This window comes from Microbispora sp. H13382, from assembly GCF_014161445.1.
Lineage (GTDB): Bacteria > Actinomycetota > Actinomycetes > Streptosporangiales > Streptosporangiaceae > Microbispora.
Genome location: NZ_JABBXA010000002.1, coordinates 83,240 through 102,974 on the forward strand (window position 1 = coordinate 83,240; position 19,735 = coordinate 102,974).

18 protein-coding genes are annotated in these 19,735 nt (G+C 69.9%); 7 read left to right on the forward strand and 11 right to left on the reverse strand.

What is annotated here, in order from left to right; genetic code table 11:
* Window positions 1-321: 321 nt before the first annotated feature.
* From HHX41_RS04145 to HHX41_RS04185, 9 genes are all read right to left on the reverse strand, one after another.
* On the reverse strand, window positions 322-1,107 hold the full coding sequence (locus HHX41_RS04145; protein WP_182904879.1) for a CPBP family intramembrane glutamic endopeptidase: 786 nt from the start codon (window positions 1,105-1,107) through the stop codon (window positions 322-324).
* 53 nt (window positions 1,108-1,160) lie between these two features.
* The gene (locus HHX41_RS04150; RefSeq protein ID WP_182904880.1) at window positions 1,161-2,219 is read right to left on the reverse strand and encodes a polysaccharide deacetylase family protein; all 1,059 of its coding nucleotides are present in this window, start codon (window positions 2,217-2,219) and stop codon (window positions 1,161-1,163) included.
* A 97-nt stretch (window positions 2,220-2,316) separates the two neighbouring features.
* Window positions 2,317-3,426 (reverse strand): mannose-6-phosphate isomerase, class I, encoded by a 1,110-nt coding sequence (gene manA, locus HHX41_RS04155; RefSeq protein WP_182904881.1) that lies wholly within the window; start codon window positions 3,424-3,426, stop codon window positions 2,317-2,319.
* Between the two features lie 36 nt (window positions 3,427-3,462).
* Complete coding sequence (locus HHX41_RS04160) at window positions 3,463-5,847, reverse strand: glycosyl hydrolase 2 galactose-binding domain-containing protein (RefSeq protein WP_182904882.1); 2,385 nt, start codon at window positions 5,845-5,847, stop codon at window positions 3,463-3,465.
* A complete protein-coding gene (locus tag HHX41_RS04165) occupies window positions 5,844-6,776 on the reverse strand; it encodes an ABC transporter ATP-binding protein (protein WP_182904883.1) in 933 nt (310 codons plus the stop codon). The genes HHX41_RS04160 and HHX41_RS04165 overlap by 4 nt, the downstream gene beginning before the upstream one ends.
* Entirely contained in the window at window positions 6,777-7,721 is a 945-nt protein-coding gene (locus HHX41_RS04170) for an ABC transporter ATP-binding protein (protein WP_182904884.1), read from the reverse strand.
* Between the two features lies 1 nt (window position 7,722).
* Window positions 7,723-8,565, reverse strand: a complete 843-nt coding sequence (locus tag HHX41_RS04175) for an ABC transporter permease (RefSeq protein ID WP_182904885.1) — start codon at window positions 8,563-8,565, stop codon at window positions 7,723-7,725.
* Window positions 8,562-9,554 (reverse strand): ABC transporter permease, encoded by a 993-nt coding sequence (locus tag HHX41_RS04180; protein ID WP_182904886.1) that lies wholly within the window; start codon window positions 9,552-9,554, stop codon window positions 8,562-8,564. Before HHX41_RS04180 ends, HHX41_RS04175 begins: the two co-directional genes overlap by 4 nt.
* Before the next feature lie 68 nt (window positions 9,555-9,622).
* Complete coding sequence (locus HHX41_RS04185; RefSeq protein WP_182904887.1) at window positions 9,623-11,389, reverse strand: ABC transporter substrate-binding protein; 1,767 nt, start codon at window positions 11,387-11,389, stop codon at window positions 9,623-9,625.
* A 201-nt stretch (window positions 11,390-11,590) separates the two neighbouring features.
* Here HHX41_RS04185 and HHX41_RS04190 point away from each other — a divergent pair, with 201 nt between their 5' ends.
* Window positions 11,591-12,604 carry a LacI family DNA-binding transcriptional regulator gene (locus tag HHX41_RS04190; RefSeq protein ID WP_182904888.1) on the forward strand — a complete coding sequence of 338 codons (1,014 nt, stop codon included), beginning with the start codon at window positions 11,591-11,593 and terminating at the stop codon, window positions 12,602-12,604.
* A 39-nt stretch (window positions 12,605-12,643) separates the two neighbouring features.
* Here the strand turns inward: HHX41_RS04190 and HHX41_RS04195 are convergent, their stop codons facing one another.
* A complete protein-coding gene (locus HHX41_RS04195) occupies window positions 12,644-12,961 on the reverse strand; it encodes a hypothetical protein (protein ID WP_182904889.1) in 318 nt (105 codons plus the stop codon).
* A gap of 188 nt (window positions 12,962-13,149) precedes the next feature.
* Between HHX41_RS04195 and HHX41_RS04200 the strand changes: the two genes are divergently transcribed.
* Window positions 13,150-14,568 (forward strand): LCP family protein, encoded by a 1,419-nt coding sequence (locus HHX41_RS04200; protein ID WP_182904890.1) that lies wholly within the window; start codon window positions 13,150-13,152, stop codon window positions 14,566-14,568.
* Here HHX41_RS04200 and HHX41_RS04205 read toward each other — a convergent pair.
* Window positions 14,565-15,503, reverse strand: coding sequence for a hypothetical protein (locus HHX41_RS04205; RefSeq protein WP_182904891.1), 939 nt, complete (start codon window positions 15,501-15,503; stop codon window positions 14,565-14,567). The two genes, HHX41_RS04200 and HHX41_RS04205, sit on opposite strands and share 4 nt — an antisense overlap.
* 224 nt (window positions 15,504-15,727) lie before the next feature.
* Here HHX41_RS04205 and HHX41_RS04210 point away from each other — a divergent pair, with 224 nt between their 5' ends.
* The 5 genes from HHX41_RS04210 to HHX41_RS04230 are packed head-to-tail and all read left to right on the forward strand — an operon-like array spanning window position 15,728 to window position 19,704.
* Window positions 15,728-16,747 (forward strand): sulfate ABC transporter substrate-binding protein, encoded by a 1,020-nt coding sequence (locus HHX41_RS04210; RefSeq protein WP_182904892.1) that lies wholly within the window; start codon window positions 15,728-15,730, stop codon window positions 16,745-16,747.
* A 10-nt stretch (window positions 16,748-16,757) separates the two neighbouring features.
* Entirely contained in the window at window positions 16,758-17,552 is a 795-nt protein-coding gene (cysT, locus tag HHX41_RS04215) for a sulfate ABC transporter permease subunit CysT (RefSeq protein WP_169983678.1), read from the forward strand.
* Entirely contained in the window at window positions 17,545-18,342 is a 798-nt protein-coding gene (locus HHX41_RS04220; protein ID WP_169983677.1) for a sulfate ABC transporter permease, read from the forward strand. Before cysT ends, HHX41_RS04220 begins: the two co-directional genes overlap by 8 nt.
* Window positions 18,332-19,294, forward strand: a complete 963-nt coding sequence (locus HHX41_RS04225; RefSeq protein ID WP_182904893.1) for a sulfate/molybdate ABC transporter ATP-binding protein — start codon at window positions 18,332-18,334, stop codon at window positions 19,292-19,294. Before HHX41_RS04220 ends, HHX41_RS04225 begins: the two co-directional genes overlap by 11 nt.
* 17 nt (window positions 19,295-19,311) lie before the next feature.
* The gene (locus tag HHX41_RS04230; RefSeq protein WP_169983675.1) at window positions 19,312-19,704 is read left to right on the forward strand and encodes an Rrf2 family transcriptional regulator; all 393 of its coding nucleotides are present in this window, start codon (window positions 19,312-19,314) and stop codon (window positions 19,702-19,704) included.
* Window positions 19,705-19,735 lie beyond the last annotated feature (31 nt).

The window sequence follows — 19,735 nt, forward strand, 5'->3', positions numbered from 1 at the left end:
CGGCCGGTACGGCGGAGCCGTGGATGCCCGCCCCGCCGCCCACGCGGCATCGGTACGGCGGGCCGACCGGACGTCTGCGGCCGGGCGGCCGGGTGGGCCCCCCTGGCCGGCGGTCGACGGCGGCGCGCCGGCGCGCCGGATATGGAATGCGTGTCGATAAACGCCTCATGCGAATTCCCCGAATGAAAAATGCGGCCAGGACAGGCCGGTTTTGCCCGGGGGGATCCAGACGTGCGGCGGCCCGTCAACGATGCACCGGGATCGGGCCCAAATCAATCAGGCACGCCGGAGAGAACGCATTCCGCCCGATTAGACAGGAGATCAGGGCAGCCAGGAGACGCGGCCGCGCAGCAGTCCGTACCCGACGAAGGCGACCACGTCGATCAGCGTGTGCGCGGCGATCAGCGGCATGGTCCGGCCCCAGCGCTGGTAGAGCCGGCCGAAGACCACGCCCATCGCGATGTTGCCGACGAAGCCGCCGAAGCCCTGGTAGAGGTGGTAGGACCCGCGCAGGACGGCCGACGCCCCGACCGCGCGCCACGGCGACCAGCCGCGCTGCCCCAGCCGGTGCAGCAGATACCCGGCGACCAGCACCTCCTCCAGCACGCCGTTCTGGGCGGCCTCGACGACGAGGACCGGGATCCGCCACCAGGTGTCCGGCAGGCTGTCGGGCACGACGTTCAGGTTGATCCCGGAGCGGAAGGCGAACAGGTAGAACACCAGACCGGTGCCGCCGATCGCCGCCGCCAGCACGGCGCCGCGCAGCGTGTCGCGGCCGGGCTCGCGCCAGTCGGCCCCGATCGTGCGCATGGACTCGCCCGATCGGGCCAGCAGGTAGGCGACGAGCCCCACCGGCGCCACGTTCACCGCGATCCCCGCGAGGTGCAGCGTGAGATCCAGCCACGGGCGGCCCGGGGCCAGCGAGCCGACGAGCACGGCGTGCTGGTCGCCCAGGTCCTTCGGCGCGGTCAGTGCGCCGATGAGGCGGATGAGCGACAGCAGGGCGCTGGCGCCGAGCGAGACCGCGAAGACCGCGATGATCTCCGGGCCGATCAGCCGCGGCGTGAGACCGCGCAGGGCGGTGGCGTCGGCGGTGGCGTCGTCCATGCTGGCAGGGTAGCCGCCCCCGCACGCTCACCCGTCCCGTCAGGCCCGCCCCATCAGTACGGCAGCGCACGGGACGTGAACGACGGTGCGACGAACGCCGCCTTGAACTTCGGGAAGGCCACCGTGTTGGGGTTGCCGTCCGAGGTGTAGCGGTCCGTAGGGTTGGCCTTGAGCCAGTCGAGCCACGCCATCGAGCAGAACTTCTTACAGTCGCCCACCTTGTTCTCCTTCGACCTGATCCGTGGGATGCCCACCGGGTCGAAGTCCTTGGTGAACGGCGACGGCGCCGGCGTGTAGCCCGCGAGGAACACGCCCTTGTAGTCGTAACGGGTGCCACCGGACGCCCCCTGCAGCGCCCACTTCTTCTCGTGCGGCTGGTTGCCGTACGGCAGGGCGAGCGTGACCGGCGGCGTCTTGACCAACGAGGTGATCAGCGTCTGCCCGGCCGCGATCTCCTTCTCCACCTGGTCCTTCGGCTTGCCCAGCAGGTTGAGGTGGTTGCGGGTGTGGTTGCCGATGTCGAAGTTGTGGTCCTTGAGCCACTGCAGGACCTGGATCTGCTCCTCCTGGCGGGCCTTGCCGAACAGGTCCTTGATCACATACATGGTCGCCACCGGCCGGAAGCCCGGGTGCTTCTTCGCGACGTCCATCAGGATGCCGACCGCGCAGTCCGGCGACGGGTTGCCCATGCCGTCGAGCGTGAGCTGGGCGGGCGAGGAGTCGTCGAAGGTCAGCACCACCGGGTGCTTGCCCGCCGGGATGTCGATCTTCCCGGTGACGTACTCGGCCGCGGTGACCGGCACGTAGTCCTCCGCCGCCAGCCGCTCCAGCTCGTCGCGGAAGTCCTTCGGACTGCGGTCGTCGCCCGGCGGCGGGTTGTTGACGATCCGGTGATACATGATCACCGGAATCTGCCCCAGCTCATTGGCCTTCGCCTGGGCGGCGGCGGCCGTCTCGGACTTGCGAAGCGTCGCATCGGCGGCCGCTCTGTTCTGCCGGTGGCCGGCCGGGCTCGCCGGTGTGGCGTGCTTGCCCCCGCCGGCCGCGCAGGCGGAGAGCGCCACCGCCCCCAACGACACCACGGCGATGCCGGCAACCCTGAAGCGCCCCATGGATCCCCCTCGTCGGGCCGCGCTTGACGATGAGGGGCTCCTACCCGCGCGACGTCTTCACGTCACGCCGAGTAGGACAAACATCACGCTAAGTACGTCATATCTGGGGCTGCGCACAGAAGGCGACGCCGTCGCCGCCGATCTCGGCCGGGCCCTCGGACGCGTCGGCGAACACCGACTCGCCGGAACGCAGCTTCACCTCCGAGCCGGAGGCCGTACGCACGTTGACGACGCCTTCGGTGCACAGCACGATCCGGGGAAGACCCCCGGGGAGCACCTCCACCGCGCCGGACTCGACCCTGCGGAGCAGGAACTCCGGGACGGGCGGCACGTACGCGCCGCCGACCGGCTCCACCGCCAGGGGCTGCGCCGCGGCGTCGGTGATCCGCAGCAGTTCCTCCACGTCGATGTGCTTGCCGGTCAGGCCCGCCCGTAGCACGTTGTCGGAGCAGGCCATGATCTCCACGGCGAGGCCGTCGAGGTAGCAGTGCAGCACCCCGGCCCCGAGGAACAGCGCCTCGCCGGGGGCCAGCGTGTGGCGGCGCATCAGCAGCGGCGCCAGCACGGCCGGGTCCTCCGGGTAACGCCGCGCCAGCCGCACCACGAGCGCGTAGTCGGGCGTGTGGCAGGCGGAGGCCGCCCACACCACCGACTCGACCAGCTCCCGCCGGGAGCCGGGCCACTCGAGCAGCGCCCGCAGCGCGGCGAGCACGTCGCCGTCGCGCAGCGCCGCGACCACCGGCTGCAACGCGTTCACGTGCAGCCGCTCGACCAGCATCGACGCCTGCTCCGGCGGCCGGAACCCGGCCAGCCCGGTGAACGGCGTGAGCGCGCAGACCAGCTCCGGCTTGTGCCAGGGGTCGGTGTAGTTCGCGTCGCCCCGGGCGTGGCCCGCGGCGGCCTGATCGGCGTCGGGGTGGACCTGCAGCGACAGCGGCGCGTCCACCGCGATCACCTTCATCAGGTACGGCAGCCGCTGCCCGAACCGCCCGGCGACCGCCTCACCGAGGGTCCCCACGGGGTCGGCGGCGACCGCGTCGGCGAGCGTGATCTCGGCCCCGTCCCTGGTCAGCCGGGAGGACGCGGCCGGGTGAGCACCCAGCCACATCTCGGCCTCCGGCCCCGAGGCGGGCCGCCCGGTCAGCTCGGCGATGGCCGTACGGGAGCCCCAGGGGTAGTCCTTTATGGGGTTGGTGAGCAGGTCCACGTGCGTCCTTCGGGCGTCAAAGGGGGAGTTACGAGACTAACGGGGTTCGTTGACGCATCGGAGCACCGGGTGACGTACGAGCGCGCCGGGGTCGGGACTGCCGCCGGTGACGTGGAAGACCGCGGTCTCCCCCGGCAGCAGCGTGACGAGCTGGTCGTCCACGGTCGCGCGGGGATCGAGCCGGTCGGGGAAGAGCGCCAGCTCCCGCACGATCGTCCGCGCCGTCACGCGCACCCGCAGCCCGCCCTCGAACTCCTCGACCACCGTGTCCATCTCCGCCGGAGGGTAGTCCATGGCCGGGTCCTCGCGGGGGAACCGCAGCGCCCGGGCGTCGCCGAGGGTCGCGACCAGCACCTCACCCGCCGGATTCCCGGCCCGCGCCACCCCTTCGGGCAGCTCCACGGACGCCGTGCCGCGCGCCGGGACCGCCACGTCGAAGCGCTCCTTGGCGAGGATGTCCCCCGCCAGGCTGAGCCGTTCGACGGCGAGCTCGCCCGACCACGGCTCGCCGGTGTCGTTCACCACCGCCACCGCGTCGCCCTGGAAGGTCAGCAACCGGTCGGCGTACACCCGGCGCAGCGCGTACCACAGCGGCTTGCGCCGCCCGCCGCCGTCCACCGCGGCCCAGGAGGTGACCGGCCAGCAGTCGTTGAGCTGCCACGCGATCGTGCCCATGCAGTACGGCGCGAGCGCCCGGAACCGCTCGATGCCGAACGCCATCGCCCTGGCCTGATTGACCTGCGTGTAGTAGTGCCAGTCGTCGAACCCGTCCGGCTGCGGCAGATGCTCGCCGAGGCCGCGCAGCAGCTTGAGGTTGCCGTCGATCGCCTTCTGGTGGTGGGTCACGCCCGGGGAGACCGGCGTCAGCGGGTCGTCGGAGACCGCGGCGCGCAGCGTGGCGTACGTCGGCGGGCCCTGGAAGCCGAACTCGGCCACGAACCTCGGCGTGTAGGTCCCGTAGTGCGTGTAGTCGTGGGTGTTCCAGACGGTCCAGATGTGGACGGTGCCCTTCGACGGGTCGTTCGGCGGCAGGTCGGGCGCCCCGGAGTACGGGCTGCCCGGCCAGTAGGGCCGGGTCGGGTCGAGCTCGGCCACGACCCGGGGCAGCACGTCGTAGTAGAAGCCGGCGCCCCAGCTGCGGCCCTCCAGCGTCTCCTGCCAGCCCCAGTCGGCGTGGCCCTCGATGTTCTCGTTGTTGCCGCACCACAGGACGAGACTGGCGTGGCGGGTCAGGCGGGCGACGTGCTCGCGGGCCTCGGCCTCGACCTCGGCCGCGAAGCGGCCCTCCTCCGGGTAGGCCGCGCAGGCGAACGGGAAGTCCTGCCAGACGAGCAGGCCCATCTCGTCGGCGAGGTCGTAGAAGTCCTCGCTCTCGTACATCCCGCCGCCCCACACCCGCAGGCAGTTGGCGCCCGCGGCGGCCGCCTGGGCGAACCGCTCGGCGAGGCGCTCGCGGGTGACGCGGGAGGGGAAGCAGTCGTCGGGGATCCAGTTGAAGCCCTTGACGAAGACCGGCGTGCCGTTGACGACGAACGTGAACGCGTCGTCCGTGCGGTCGAGTTCGACGGAGCGAAAGCCGATCCGGCCGGTCCATTCGTGGTCGTCGAGCCGGACGGTCAGGTCGTACAACGGCTGCTCGCCGTACCCGCGCGGCCACCACAGCTCCGGGTCGGGCACGGTCAGCGTGACGACGGCCCGGCGCTGCCCGGCGCCGACGGTGACGGTCCCGGTCACGCCCCCCGCCGAGGCCGTGAGCGTGAGCGGCCGCTCGGCGGCGCGCTCGACCGCCACGTGCACCTCGACCCTGCCGTCTCCGTGGACGAGCGGACGCACCTCGGCCAGGCGGGCGGTGCTCCAGGTCTCGATGCCGATGGGCCGCCAGATCCCGGCCGTGACCAGCGTCGGTCCCCAGTCCCAGCCGAAGTTGCAGGCCATCTTCCTGATGAACTGGTACGGCTCGGCGTACGCGCCGGGGCGGTCGCCGAGGGCCGCCTTCTGCGCCTCCGCGTACCCGTACGGCGGGTCGAACAGGATCTTCAGCATGTTCTCGCCCGCACGCAGCAGGTGCCGTACGGAGAAGCGGTACGACCGGTGCATGTCGGCCGTCGTGCCGATCTCGATGCCGTTGAGCACGATCGTGGCGGCCGTGTCGAGCCCCTCGCAAACGAGGTCCGCCCGGTCGTCCTCGGTGCCGTCCCACGTGAAGGCGGTCTCGTACGCCCATGCCGTGCGGCCGATCCAGGTCAGCCGGTCCTCGTTGTCGTCCAGGTACGGGTCCTCGATCAGCCCGGCGGCCAGGAGGTCGGTGTGGACGCAACCGGGAACGATCGCGGGCAGGCCCGCGACCACCGGCCGGAGCTGCCCGGTCGACGACACGGCGGTGACGGTCCACCCGTCGTGCAGGGGACGGTACGAGCTCACGCTTTCTCCTTAATCTTCTTCTCCTCGGCAGCAGCCCCCGCGCAGCCGGAGCACGCCACGAAGTGGCCGTCTTCCACCTCGGCCAGCCCCGGGCGGGTGCGGCTCTCCTCCTGCGCTTCGTGATAGGCACACGGCACGTCCTCGACGACCTCGTCCGTCCATTTGGCGTGCAGCCGCGGGACCGAGGCCAGCAGCGAGCGGGTATAGGGGTGCGCCGGAGCGCCGAAGACGAGGTCCGTTCGGCCCATCTCCACGATCTTCCCGTTCCGGAGCACGACAGTCCGGTCGCTGACGTAGTTGCCGAGCGACAGGTCGTGCGTGACGAACAGGATGCCGAGGCCGCGCGCCCGCAGGTCGGCCAGCAGGTTCAGCACGTCGATGCGGGTCGACGCGTCGAGCATGCTGATGATCTCGTCGGCGACCAGCAGCCGGATGTCGAGGAGCACCGCCCGGGCGATGAGCATCCGCTGGAGCTGCCCGCCGCTGAGCTGGTGGGGATACTTGCCGAGCACGTTGCCGGGGTCGAGTCGCACACTCTCCAGCGCGGTCTCCACGCGCGTGCGCCACTCGGCCGCGCCGAGCCGGGGGAAGTACTGCTCTTTGATCATCTCGAAGACGCGGTCGGCCCGGAAGACGGGGTTGTAGCAGCTGAAGGGGTCCTGGAAGACGCCCTGCACCTGCCGGTAGTACTCCTTGCGGTCCCTGATCGAGGAGATGTCCCTGCCGTCCAGGGTGATCGTGCCGGAGCTGACCGAGGCGAGGCGCAGGATCATCCGGCCGAGCGTGCTCTTGCCGCTGCCGCTCTCGCCGATGAGGGAGACCACCTCCCCCTCGCCGACCTCGAAGCTGACGTCGGAGACGGCCCTCAGCTCGCCTCCGCCGAAGGCGCCGACGCGGTAGACCTTGGAGACGCTATCGAGTTTCAGCATTCACTCGGCCTTCCAGCAGGCGACGAAGTGGCCGGGGGCCACCTCCGCGAACGGCGGCTGCTCGGCGCACTGCTCGAACGCGAGCGGGCAGCGGTCCCGGAACCGGCATCCGCCCGGCGGCTTCAGCAGGGACGGCGGATTGCCGGGGATGCCGGTCAGCCGGCGGTCCTCGTACCGCACCCCCACCTCGGGCAGCGCGGAGATGAGCTGCTTGGTGTACGGATGCCTCGGGGCGGTGACGAGCACGTCGGCCGGGGCCTTCTCGGCCAGCCGTCCGGCGTACATCACCATGATCGTGTCGGCGATCTGGTAGACGAGCGAGATGTCGTGGGTGACCACCATCATGCTCGTGACCAGGCCGCGGTCGCGGAACCCGAGCAGCGTCGTGGCCACGGCCTTCTGGCTGGACACGTCGAGCGCGGAGGTGATCTCGTCGGCGATCAGCAGCGAGGGGTTCAGCAGCGTGGAGACGACCATGACCACCCGCTGCTTCATGCCGCCCGACAGCTCGATCGGATAGCGGTCGAGCACGTCCTTCGACAGCCCCACCAGCTCGAGCCGGCGCTCCAGCTCGGCCCTCTCCGGCCGCTCACCGCGCGACTCCAGCAGCTCGCCGACCATCTTGCCGATCTTCCTGGTCGGGTTGAGCGCGCTCATCGAGTACTGCGGGATGAGCGAGACCTCACGGAAGCGGAACCGGTCCATCCCGGTGTCGTCCGACAGGGGCATCGTCTTGCCGTCCAGCTCGACCGTGCCGCCGACGTGCCGCATCCGGCCGTCCAGGCGGATCAGGCTCTTGGCGAGCGTGGACTTGCCCGAGCCCGACTCCCCGGCCAGGCCCATGATCTCGCCGTCCGCCACGGAGAACGTGACGCCGTCGAGCGCCTTCACCTCGCCGCGCAGCGTCCGGTAGTAGACCCGGAGGTCGGTGACATTCAGCGCCACGTCACATCTCCCTCAGCTTCGGGTTGAACACCTCGTCCAGCCCGACGTTCATGACGTAGAGCGCGCCGACGATCGCCGTGATGCCCGCGCCCGGAGGGATGAACCACCACCACAGGCCGAGCTGGAGCGCGCTCCACCGCGCGGCGTTGTTGAGCATCAGCCCGAGGGAGACCCCCTGGGTCGGGCCGAGGCCGATGAAGTCGAGCGAGGCGGCGACCAGGATCGCGCTGCCGAACAGCAGGATGAACGTCAGGAACAGGTACGAGCTCATGTTCGGCGCGATCTCCCGAAGGATGATCTTCGGGGTGCGCACCCCGCTCAGCCGGGCGAGGTCCACGAAGTCGCGCGAGCGCAGCGAGAACGTCTGCGCCCTGATCGCCCGCGCGGCCCACGGCCACGAGGTCAGCCCGATGAACAGCGCCTGCACGCCGATGCTGCGCACGCCCAGGTACGCGTTGATGATCAGCAGCACCACCAGCGCGGGCAGCACGAGCACGATGTTGGTGAGCATGTTGAGCAGTTCGTCGACCCATCCGCCGCGGTAGCCCGCGACGAACCCCACGACCATGCCGACGGCCGCCGCCAGCACGCCGCCGAGCACGCCCACGAGGAACGTCGCGCGCAGGCCGTACACGAACTGGGCGAAGACGTCCTGACCGAACGTCGTGGTGCCGAACCAGAACTCCCCGGACGGCGGCGCCATGGCCGGCCCGACGTAGTCGTTCGGCCCGTGGTCGAACATCAGCGGTCCTGCCAGGCCGGCCACGAGGAACACGGCGATGACGACCGTCCCGACGACCAGCTTGCGGTTGCGCAGCGCGAAGTGCAGCGCCTCGTTTCTCACGCCGCTCCTCCCATCCCGGTCCTGGTGCGCGGGTCCACCAGGACGTACGCGACGTCGATGATGAAATTGGCGATCAGCACGCCGATCACGATGAACAGGAAGGTGCCCTGCAGCAGGAAGAAGTCCTGGTTCTGGATGGCCTGGAGGATCAGGTGCCCCAGCCCGGGATAGCTGAAGACGATTTCGGTGACGAGCGCGCCGGCCACGAGCACGCCGAGTTGCAGGGCCAGGCCGGTCACCTGGGGCAGGATCGCGTTCCTGAAGGCGTAACGCCGCACCAGCCGCGTCGGCGCGCCGAGCGCCCGCAGGTAGTTGACGTAGTCCGCCTCCAGCTCGTAGATGATCATGTTGCGCATGCCGATGGCCCAGCCGCCGAACGCGACCAGGAACAGTGACGCGAACGGGAGGAACCAGTGCTGCGCGAGGCTGCCGAGGAAGGTCCACGACCAGGACGCCTGCAGGTCGAAGCCGTAGGCGCCGGCGACCGGGAAGATCCCCGCGACGATGCCGAGCGCCCAGGCCAGCAGGATCGCCAGCCACATGTACGGCGTCGCGGTGAGCACGTAGCCGATCGGGAGCACGCTGTTGTCGAGCCACTTGCGCCGCGCGGCGAACGCGCCGAACCGGTTGCCCGCGAACCAGCTCAGCAGGATGGACGGGATCAGCAGGCCCAGCGTGTACGGGACCGCCCGGACGATGACATCGGAGACCGGCGTCGGGAACAGCCAGATGCTGATGCCGAGGTCGCCCTTCAGCAGCGAACCCCAGAAGTTCAGGTACTGCTGCCACAGCGGCAGGTCAAGGCCGAACATCGCGGTGTAGTGCGCCCGCATGGCCTCGACGGCCGCCGGCTGCGCGACGTTGGCCCGCGACAGCATGCTCTGCACGGGGTCGCCCGGCATGAACCGCGGGATCATCCAGTTGATGGTCACGGCCACGAAGAACGTCAGGCCGTAGATGAGAAGCTTTCTGCCGAAATAGCGGCGCAAGATCGACCTCCCGGTCGCGGAACGGCGCCCCCCTCCCGTACGCAGGATGGAAGGGGGGCGCGACAGAATCAGCCTCCGGAGGCCGGCTGGAGTTCTGTGAGCATGAGCGTGCCGCCCATCTCCAGCCAGTTGCGCCACACCGTCGGCGGGTACTTCGGGGCGTTCGGCGCGCTGGTGGGCCAGTTCTTCCAGGTTGAGTTCGTGGTCTGGGACCACAGGCCGTTGTACCAGAGCGGCACGACCGGCATGTCCTCGAGCTGGATCTTCTGCAGCTCCGAGGTGACCTTCTTCATGCCCTCGATGTCCTCGGGCTTGACCTGGTCGAGCTGCTGCGTGAGCTCCCACGCCCGCTTGTTCTCGTACCGGCCGTAGTTCGTCGTGCTCTGCAGCTTCTGCACCGGCAGGCGGAACAGGTAGTCGTAGTACAGCCAGGGGGTGTTCGCGAGCTGCTTGTCGTTGTTGAGGACGAGGTCGAACTTGCCCTGGTTGCGCACGTCGACGAGGGCGTTGTAGTCGGGGAAGTCGGCCTCGATGTCGATGCCGGCGGCCTTGGCGCTGGAGCTGATGACCCGGGCCGCCTCCATCCAGTCGGTCCACCCGGCGGGCACGATCAGCTTCAGCGAGATCTTGGCGCCGCTCGGCGACTCCACCAGCCCGTCGCCGTTGCGGTCCTTGTAGCCGGCGTCGGCGAGCAGCTGCTTGGCCTTGTCCGGGTTGTAGGAGAAGCCGAGCGTGGAGGTGACGTTCTTGTCGACGTACTTGTCCCACTGCGGCAGCAGGCCGGTGGGGTCGGACCCCTTCACCAGGTTGCCGTAGACACCCTCGACGATCTTCTTGGTGTCGATGGCGTAGGCGACCGCCTTGCGGAACTCCTTGTCGTCCATCGGCTTCTTCGCCGTGTTGAACCACATCCAGGTGGTGTTCGCCGACAGCATGTACGGCGGCTGGTCGTAGAAGGTCTTGATGCCGAAGCTGCCCTTGACCAGGTTGGCGATGCCCGGCAGGAAGTTGTTGCTGAGGTCGAGGCCCTTCTGCAGCAGCAGGCCCATCGCGACCTCGTTGCTGGAGTTGACGATGTCGACGATGTACTTGGGCTTGACGTCCTTGTTCAACGCCTTCGTCGCCCACCAGCCGTCGCGCTTGATCCAGACCATGCGGTCCTGGTCGTGGGACTGGTAGGCGTACGGGCCGGTGCCGACGGGCTTCTCGTTGACGCCGTTCATCACCTCGTCCTCGGACCGCCCCTCCCACAGGTGCTTGGGGACGATGGCCCGGCTGTAGAGGTGGTTGGCCCACTCCTGGTGGTTGGCCGTGCTGAAGCTGAACTTGATCGTTTGGTCGTCGACCTTGGTGGCGCTCTTCATCCACGACCACAGCGGGTGGTAGGGGACGGTCTCCATCTTGCCGAGCTCGAACGTGAAGATCACGTCGTCGGCCGTGAACGGCTTGCCGTCCGACCAGGTGATGTCCTTGCGCAGCTTGAGGGTGTACTCCAGGTCGCCGGTCCAGTCGCCGCTCTCGGCCAGCCACGGCGAGAACTTGTCGGTGTTCGGGTCGTACATGAACAGCGTCTCGTAGACCAGGCCCTTGGTCCCGGTGGCGCAGTCCCACTCACGCAGAGGGTTCCAGTTCGCGGGCGGGCCCCACTGGGTGCCGCTGGTGTAGAGGGTCTCGTTGCGGGGGAACGCCCCGCCATCCGCCGGGGCGGCCGCGCCGCCTCCCGCCGCACCTTCCGCGGGGCCGGTCGGCGTGGACGACCCGCTCCCTCCCGAACAGGCCGCGCTCAACAGGCCGGCTGCCAGCACCGGTATAAGAAACCGCGATCGGTTTCGCATGGTGACTCTCCTTCCCCCACGCGACACCGCGCGGGGTCCGCACTACTGCCAGGCCCCGATGATGTTCGGCTCGCTATTGCTGAACCGGATAAGTACCGAGACCGTAAAATCACCATGTATCCGGTGTCAATAGGAAGAAGATGGAGGCAAAGTAACGGTAGTAAGGTGAGGGTCACTGGACCGGTTCAGCCGAGGGGACACGTGAGAAGACCGACCATCGCGGACATCGCACGGCAGGCGGGGGTCTCCAAGGGCGCGGTCTCGTACGCCCTGAACGGCCAGCCCGGGGTGTCCGAAGCGACCAGGGCCCGCATCCTGGCGATCGCGAACGAGATCGGCTGGCGGCCGAACATCGCGGCCCGGGCGCTGAACGGCGCCCGCGCGCACGCCGTGGGCCTCGCCCTGTGCCGGCCCGCCCGTTTCCTCGGCGTGGAGCCGTTCTTCATGGAGCTGATCAGCGGCATCGAGGCGGAGCTGTCCGCCCGCTCGTACGCCCTGCTGCTGCAGGTGGTCGGCGACCACGAGGCCGAGATGGGCGTCTACCGCCGCTGGTGGGGAGAGGGCCGGGTGGACGGCGCGATCCTCGTCGACCTCCACCTCGACGACCCCCGCGTGCCGCAGGTGGAGGAGATGGGCATGCCCGTCGTCGTCCTCGGGCACCCCTCGGCCGCCGGGTCGCTCGTGCCGGTCTGGGCCGACGACAGCGCGGCCGTACGCGAGACGGTGGAGTATCTCGTCGCGCTCGGGCACCGGCGGATCGCCCGCGTCGCCGGGCTGCCCCGGCTGTCGCACACGTCGATCCGCGACCGGGCGTTCCGCGACGTCTGCGCGGGCCTCGGCCTGGACGGCTGCCCGATCGTGCACACCGACTACACCGGCGAAGAGGGCGCGCGGGCCACCCGGCGGCTGCTCAGCTCACCCGAACGGCCCTCGGCGATCGTCTTCGACAACGACATCATGGCCGTGGCCGGCCTGTCGGTCGCCCAGGAGATGCGACTCGACGTGCCGGCCGAACTGTCCGTCGTCGCCTGGGACGACTCCCCGCTCTGTCAGGTCGTCCGCCCGCCGCTGACCGTGCTCACCCGGGACATCCCGGCGTACGGCGCGCACGCGGCGCAGCGGCTGCTCGCGCTGATCGACGGCGTGGAGGCGAGGCCGCTGGAGGACCGGGCCCCGCGCCTGACCACCCGCGGCAGCACCGCGCCGCCCGCCTAGTCTTCAGGGTCTTCAGGGTCTTCAGGGTCTTCAGGGTCTTCAGGCCGCCGCGGGGAGCGCCGACCAGTCGATCACCAGGCGCGGGACCAGGGCGGTCGCCGGCAGGCCGGTGCCGACGAGGTCCCGGTTGCCGGTGCCCAGGAAGCTCTTCATCTGGCCGAAGACGCCGGTGGAGGGGCCACCGCCGCCGACCAGCTTGGTGGCCAGGATGACGACGTCGCCGATCACCAGGAACATCCCGACGATGAAGGCGGGCATGCCCCACGACATGGTGTCGATCGAGCCGATCCCGTAGATGCCGGCGAGCAGCATGGCGAGGCCGGTGCCGGCGCCGATGACAAGGACAGTACGCGACATTGTTCTCAACCCTTCGGATTTCTCGTACGTCCTAGAGATAGGCGGACGGGCTTGATCCGTACTTGCAGGGCGGTTACCTCGTTTGAAAGGTGACGTTCAGGGGAGATCGCTACACTTGGCCCCGTTTGCCGCTACTGGCTTGCGACCTGGTGAGAAACGCCTGGTCCGACCCCCTCAGGAGCACGACAGTGGGTCACGTCGACGTCCGTCCCGCGCCCCCGGCGGAGGAGGACCTCCCGGCGCCGCCGCCGCCCCGGACGCCCCCCAGGTGGCGGGCATGGCTGTGGGTCACGTTGTCGGGAGCGCTGGGCGTGCTCACGGGCGCCGCCACGTTCGCCGTCGGCGGGTACGTCAAGCTGACCGGCAACGTCAAGCACGAGACGGTGACCAAGCAGGATCTCGGCGAGGCACGCCCGCAGAAGATCAGCAAGGCGCTCAACGTGCTGATCGTCGGTTCGGACCAGCGCAACGGCGCGAACGCCAAGTACGGCAGGTTCCCCGGCGAGCGCACCGACACGATCATCCTGGCGCACATCTCGCCCAACCGGGACGGCGCGGTGCTGATCAGCTTCCCGCGCGACTCGCTCGTCCGGCTCCCCGCCTGCCCCGCGAAGGGCACCCTGCCGGGCCAGCGGCCGCACGTCGGAATGATCAACGAGTCGTTCAACTCCGGCGGCATCGGCTGCACCTGGAAGACGATCGAGGGCCTCACGGACATCCACATCGACCACTTCGTGAAGGTCGACTTCACCGGCTTCAAGGCGATGGTGAACGCGCTGGACGGCGTGCAGGTCTGCCTGCCGCAGGCCGTCCACGACAAGAAGGCGCTGCTCGACCTGCCCGCCGGCAAGCAGGTGCTCAAGGGCGAGCAGGCGCTCGGATACGTCCGCGCGCGCTACAGCCTCGGCGACGGCTCCGACATCGGCCGGATCCAGCGCCAGCAGATGTTCCTCGCCTCGATGGCCAAGAAGGCCATGAGCGGCGAGACGCTGACCAACCCCGCCACGCTGTTCGGCTTCCTCGACGCGGTGACCAAGTCGATCACCACCGACCCCGACCTCACGATCGGCGTGATGAAGGACCTCGCGACGAGCGCGCAGGGCCTGACCGCCGGGCAGATCCGCTTCGTCACCACGCCCTGGCGCTACTCCATCACCAACCCCGGGCGGGTCGAGTGGGTGCAGCCGCAGGCCCAACGGCTGTTCAGGATGGTCGCCGCCGACCAGATCGCCAAGAACGTCAAGAGCGGCGAGCAGAAGATCCCCAAGTCGCAGATCCACATCCTGGTCCGCAACGGCAGCGGGCAGCAGGGGCTCGGCACCCAGGTGGCCGCGGAGCTGGAGCAGCGCGGCTACCACATCGTCAAGGTCGAGCAGGCGCCCCAGCCGTACGCCAAGACCGTCGTGGCGTACTCGAAGAACGGCGAGAGCCGGGCGTCCCGGCTGTACCGCGAGCTCAAGAAGTCACGCTCCCGTCTGGTGCCCACGGCCACCACGCAGACCCTCGTGCTGGGGATCGGGGCCGACTGGAACGGGATGAAGCCCCCCAGGACGCTCGACGACGTGGAGGGCTTCGACGCCACGCAGGACAGCTGCACGGCCTCCTAGAAGAGCCAGTCCAGCAGTCCGCCGCCGTGGCGCGGCTCCTCCTTCGTGGGGGCGGGCGCGCTGGTCGGCTGTTCGGTGGCCGCGTCGGCGGTGGGGGCCGTGGCCGCCTGTTCCTCGGCCGGGCCCGCGTCCGTCCCACCGACCTGCTTGCCGGTCTGGGCGTCGACCGACACGCGCGACGGACGCGGGGAGGCGGTCGCCCGGGAGCCGGGGTCCTGTGTACGAGGCCGATCGGCGCGCGAGGGCGCGGGCGACGCGGCCGGCGCCTCGGTCCCGGACGTCGCGGGCCGGGTCCGTTCGGGCCGGGCGCTGGGAGGCTCGCTGGGCGCCTGGCTCGGCACGTCGCCGGGCACGTCGCTCACCTCGTCGGTGGGCACGTCCGTAGGCTCTCCGGCCGGTGAGGCCGGCGCCGTCGTGGCCGTGCCGGCCCCGGCGGCGCAGGTCGCTCCGTCAGCGCAGTCCGCTCCGGACGGCTGCCCGACCCACAGCGCCAGCGCCCAGATCGCGCCCAGGACCCCGGCGGCGATCAGGCCGGTCCGCAGCAGCAGCCCGCCGCGCCGCGACCCCTCGGCCTCGTCCCCCTCCGGATCGGGGGCGTTGCGCCAGCCCGAGCCGAGGAAGCCGCGCGGATCGGTGTCGCCGTCGCTCACCTCCTCGTCGCTCACCAGGCCCTCGGGCCGGAGCCGAGCCGTGCGTCCGGCGGCGTAGTCATCCTTGTCGGCGTGGTCGGCGGGGGTCAGCGCGGGCTGGTCCGGCCGCCAGTCCTCCGACAACACGTCGCCCTGGTCTTCCGGCGCGGTGCCGAGAGCCTGGTCGTCGTGCTCCTCGGACCAGAACCGGTCTCCCTCACCGCCATGACGGCCTTCGTCGGTGATGTACGGCCGGCTGAGCGAGCCGTCCTGCTCGTAGGCGTCCTCGGTGGCCGGGTCGCGCATGAAGGTCCTTCCTCGGTGGGCTTTTGGGCCATGTCTCAATAGCGTCCGTTCCTAGCACCGATCGACACGTCCTGTCTGGAAATTTCACAACAATCGCTGGAAGCCGGGTTGTCATCGACACAACAACCCCGCCAACCCATCGGGCTTGACGGGATTCCTGGAACGGTCTTTAATATCGACTAAACCGACTGACTTGGTAGGAATCTCGGAATAGAGGACACGGCATGAGAGTGCGCAGGCTCGGGGCCATCGCAGCCGCCGTCATGGCGACGACCACCCTGGTCACCGCCTGCGGGGGAGACGGCAACGCCGGCGGGGGCGACGGCGGCGGCGACAAGGTCCAGTTGGCACTGGTCGCCTACTCCACCCCCCAGGCGGCGTTCGAAGACATCATCAAGGCGTTCCAGAAGACGCCCGAGGGCAAGAACATCACCTTCACCCAGTCGTTCGGCGCGTCCGGCGACCAGAGCCGCGCCGTGGCGAACGGGCTCAAGGCGGACCTCGTCGAGTTCTCCCTGGAGACCGACATCACCCGGCTCGTCAAGGCCGGCATCGTCGCGGAGGACTGGAACTCCGGTCCCACCGGGGGGATCCTCACGAAGTCCGTCGTCGTCATCGGCACCCGCAAGGGCAACCCGAAGGGCCTCAAGAACTGGGACGACCTCGTCAAGCCCGGGATCGAGGTCATCACGCCCAACCCGTTCACCTCCGGCGCCGCCCGCTGGAACCTCCTCGCGGGTTACGGCTTCAAGTCGGACAAGGGCGCCGACCAGGCCGCCGGGCTCGCGTACCTCGACTCGCTGCTCAAGAACGTGCCGGTCCAGGACGACAGCGGCCGCAAGGCGCTGCAGACCTTCACCGGCGGCAAGGGCGACGCGCTCCTCACGTACGAGAACGAGGCCATCTTCGCCCAGCAGAACGGCCAGGAGCTGGACTACGTGATTCCGGACTCCACGCTCCTGATCGAGAACCCGGTGGCCGTGACCAAGAACAGCGCCCACCCCGCGGAGGCCGCGGCCTTCCTCAAGTACCTCTACTCGGTCGAGGCCCAGACGATCTTCGCCAAGAACGGCTACCGCCCGGTCGTCGACGGCGTGACGGGATTCGACTGGCCCGCTCCGCCGCAGCTGTTCACGATCCGGGACCTCGGCGGCTGGGACAAGATCACGACTGAGTTCTTCGACTCGAAGACCGGCAAGGTCGCGGAGATCGAACGCAAGCTCGGCGTGGCGACGGAGAAATGACGACGGAGAGATGACACGGTCACGCGTGGCCGGCGGCACCGCCGCCGGCCTCGGCATCGCGGTCCTGTACCTGAGCCTGATCGTGCTGATCCCGCTGGCCGCCGTGGTCTGGCGCTCGGCGGACGAGGGGCCCGGGTATTTCTGGCGCTCGGTCACCACCCCCGACGCCTGGGCCGCGCTCACCCTGACCATCGGCGCCTCGGCGCTCGTCGCCCTGGTCAACCTGGTCATTGGCACGGTCATCGCCTGGGTGCTGGTCCGCGACCGCTTCCCCGGCCGGGCCGTGCTCGACACGATCATCGACCTGCCGTTCGCGCTGCCGACCATCGTCGCCGGTCTCGTCCTGCTCGCGTTGTACGGCCCGCAGTCCCCGCTCGGGGTCAACCTGGCCTACAGCAGGGCCGGAGTCGTGCTGGCGCTGATGTTCGTGACGCTGCCGTTCGTCGTCCGTACGGTGCAGCCGGTCCTGCTGGAGCTCGACACGGAGATGGAGCAGGCGGCGGCCTCGCTCGGCGCGAAGCCGTTCCAGACCTTCCGCCGGATCATCCTGCCGAACCTGATCCCCGCGATGCTGTCGGGCACCGCCCTCGCCTTCACCCGGGCGATCGCCGAGTTCGGCTCGACCGTGCTCATCTCGGGCAACCTGCCGTTCAAGACGCAGGTCGCGGCGGTGAACCTCTTCAGTCAGATCGAGAGCGACAACATCACGGGCGCGGCCGCGATCTCGACGGTGCTGCTCGTGGTGGCCCTCGTGGCGCTGATCGCGCTCGACGTCCTGCAACGCTGGGGGAGCCGCCGTGGCTAAGCACGTCCTGCGCCTGGTCGCGGTCGTCTACGTCCTGTTCCTGCTGGTCCTGCCCGTAGGGCTGATCGTCTGGCGGACCTTCGGCGACGGGCTCGGGCCGTTCGCCGAGGCGCTGACCTCCCCGTCGGCCCTGCACGCGTTCAAGGTGACGCTCGCGGTCGCCGGCTGGTCTGTCGTGGCCAACACGGTCTTCGGGGTCGGCGCCGCGCTGCTGCTCGTCCGGCACGAGTTCCCCGGCAAGCGGCTGCTGGGGGCGTTCATCGACCTGCCGATGGCCGTCTCGCCGGTCGTCGTCGGCCTCGCGCTCATCCTCGTGTACGGCCGTTTCGCCCCCGTCGGCGGCCTGCTGGAGAGCTGGGGAATCCAGGTGATCTTCTCCACCCCCGGCATGGTGCTGGCCACGGTCTTCGTGGCGCTGCCGCTCGTCGTACGGGCCGTCGTACCGGTCCTGGAGGAGCTCGGCGACGAGCAGGAGCAGGCCGCGCACACGCTGGGCGCCGGCCGCCTCCAGGTGTTCACCCGCATCACGCTGCCCGGCATCCGCTGGGCCCTCGGCTACGGGGTGGTGCTCTGCCTGGCCCGTTCGCTCGGCGAGTACGGCGCGGTCGCGGTGGTCTCCGGCCGCCTCGTGGACCAGACCCAGACGCTGACCCTGTTCGTCGAGGAGCGGTTCCAGAACTTCGACCAGCCGGCCGCGTTCGCCGCCGCCACGGCCCTCGCCCTGATCGCCGTGGTCACCCTGCTGCTCACCAAGCTCCTGCGCCCGAAGGATCGGTCTCATGGCAATTGAGGTACGCGACGTGAACAAGTCGTTCGGGGCCACGCCGGTCCTGCACGACGTGTCGCTGGACGTCGCCGCGGGGTCGCTCACCGCGCTGCTCGGCCCGAGCGGCGGGGGCAAGTCGACGCTGCTGCGGGTGATCGCCGGCCTGGAGCGGCCCGACACCGGCACGGTCCGGATCTCTGGTGTCGACGCCACCCGGTTGTCCCCGCAGCGGCGCAACGTCGGCTTCGTGTTCCAGCACTACGCCGCCTTCAAGCACCTCACGGTCTTCCGCAACGTGGCCTTCGGGCTGGAGATCCGCAAGCGGCCCAAGGACGAGATCCGCAAGCGCGTCATGGAGCTGCTGGAGCTGGTCCACCTCGAGAAACTGGCCGACCGCTACCCGTCCCAGCTGTCGGGTGGCCAGCGCCAGCGCATGGCCCTGGCCCGGGCGCTCGCGGTGGAGCCCCAGGTGCTGCTGCTGGACGAGCCGTTCGGCGCTCTGGACGCGCAGGTGCGCAAGGAGTTGCGGGCGTGGCTGCGCCGGCTGCACGACGAGGTCCACGTCACCACCGTGTTCGTCACCCACGACCAGGAGGAGGCCATCGAGGTCGCCGACACGATCGTGGTGCTGGCCGGGGGCGAGGTCGTGCAGGCCGGCAGCCCCGGCGAGGTGTACGACAACCCGGCCAACCCGTTCGTCATGCGCTTCCTGGGCCCGGTCACCGAGCTCGGCGGCAACCTGGTCCGCCCGCACGACATCGAGATCAGGCAGGACCCCGTCGAGGGCGGCTCGCCCGCCGTGGTCTCCCGCGTCGTACGGCTCGGCTTCGAGGTGCGCGTGGAGGTGGAGATCGCCGGGCAGGACGCGTGGGTCCAGGTGACGCGGGAGCAGGCCGACCGGCTCGGTCTCGGGCCGGGCGACACCGTGCATCTGCGGCCCGCGCCCGGCGCCCGATCTCTGGCCCTCGCCCTGTGACGGACGCTGTGTGAGACATGCGGCTCTCCGTACGGACCCAGTACGCCCTGCGCGCCGCCGCCGAACTGGCCGCGGCGGCGCCGGGGCCGGTTCCGGCCGAGCGGATCGCGGCCGCGCAGCGCATTCCGCGGCGGTTCCTCGACAACATCCTGCTGCAGATGCGGCGGGCCGGTCTCATCAACAGCCAGCGCGGGCCTGACGGCGGCTACTGGCTCGCCCGGCCCGCCGAGCAGATCACGCTCGCCGACGTCGTCCTCATCATGGAGGGGGCGCCGCAGGACAGCGAGGGCTTCCACGGCGTCGCCGAACCGCTGGGCGACGTCTGGACGGCGCTGCGCGACCACGAGCAGGCGACGCTCACCGAGGTCACACTCGCCCACATCGCGACGGGTTCACTTCCGCCCCTCTGATCCCGGCACCCCTCTGATCCCGGTTTGTGCA

Excerpts from the sequence above, each read along its gene's own strand:
- HHX41_RS04225 (WP_182904893.1), top strand. The coding sequence starts at position 18,332 with ATGGCAATTGAGGTACGCGACGTGAACAAGTCGTTCGGGGCCACGCCG.
- HHX41_RS04195 (WP_182904889.1), bottom strand. The coding sequence starts at position 12,961 with ATGTCGCGTACTGTCCTTGTCATCGGCGCCGGCACCGGCCTCGCCATG.
- cysT (WP_169983678.1), top strand. The coding sequence starts at position 16,758 with ATGACACGGTCACGCGTGGCCGGCGGCACCGCCGCCGGCCTCGGCATC.
- HHX41_RS04165 (WP_182904883.1), bottom strand. The coding sequence starts at position 6,776 with ATGCTGAAACTCGATAGCGTCTCCAAGGTCTACCGCGTCGGCGCCTTC.
- HHX41_RS04185 (WP_182904887.1), bottom strand. The coding sequence starts at position 11,389 with ATGCGAAACCGATCGCGGTTTCTTATACCGGTGCTGGCAGCCGGCCTG.
- HHX41_RS04150 (WP_182904880.1), bottom strand. The coding sequence starts at position 2,219 with ATGGGGCGCTTCAGGGTTGCCGGCATCGCCGTGGTGTCGTTGGGGGCG.
- HHX41_RS04230 (WP_169983675.1), top strand. The coding sequence starts at position 19,312 with ATGCGGCTCTCCGTACGGACCCAGTACGCCCTGCGCGCCGCCGCCGAA.
- HHX41_RS04205 (WP_182904891.1), bottom strand. The coding sequence starts at position 15,503 with ATGCGCGACCCGGCCACCGAGGACGCCTACGAGCAGGACGGCTCGCTC.
- HHX41_RS04145 (WP_182904879.1), bottom strand. The coding sequence starts at position 1,107 with ATGGACGACGCCACCGCCGACGCCACCGCCCTGCGCGGTCTCACGCCG.
- HHX41_RS04210 (WP_182904892.1), top strand. The coding sequence starts at position 15,728 with ATGAGAGTGCGCAGGCTCGGGGCCATCGCAGCCGCCGTCATGGCGACG.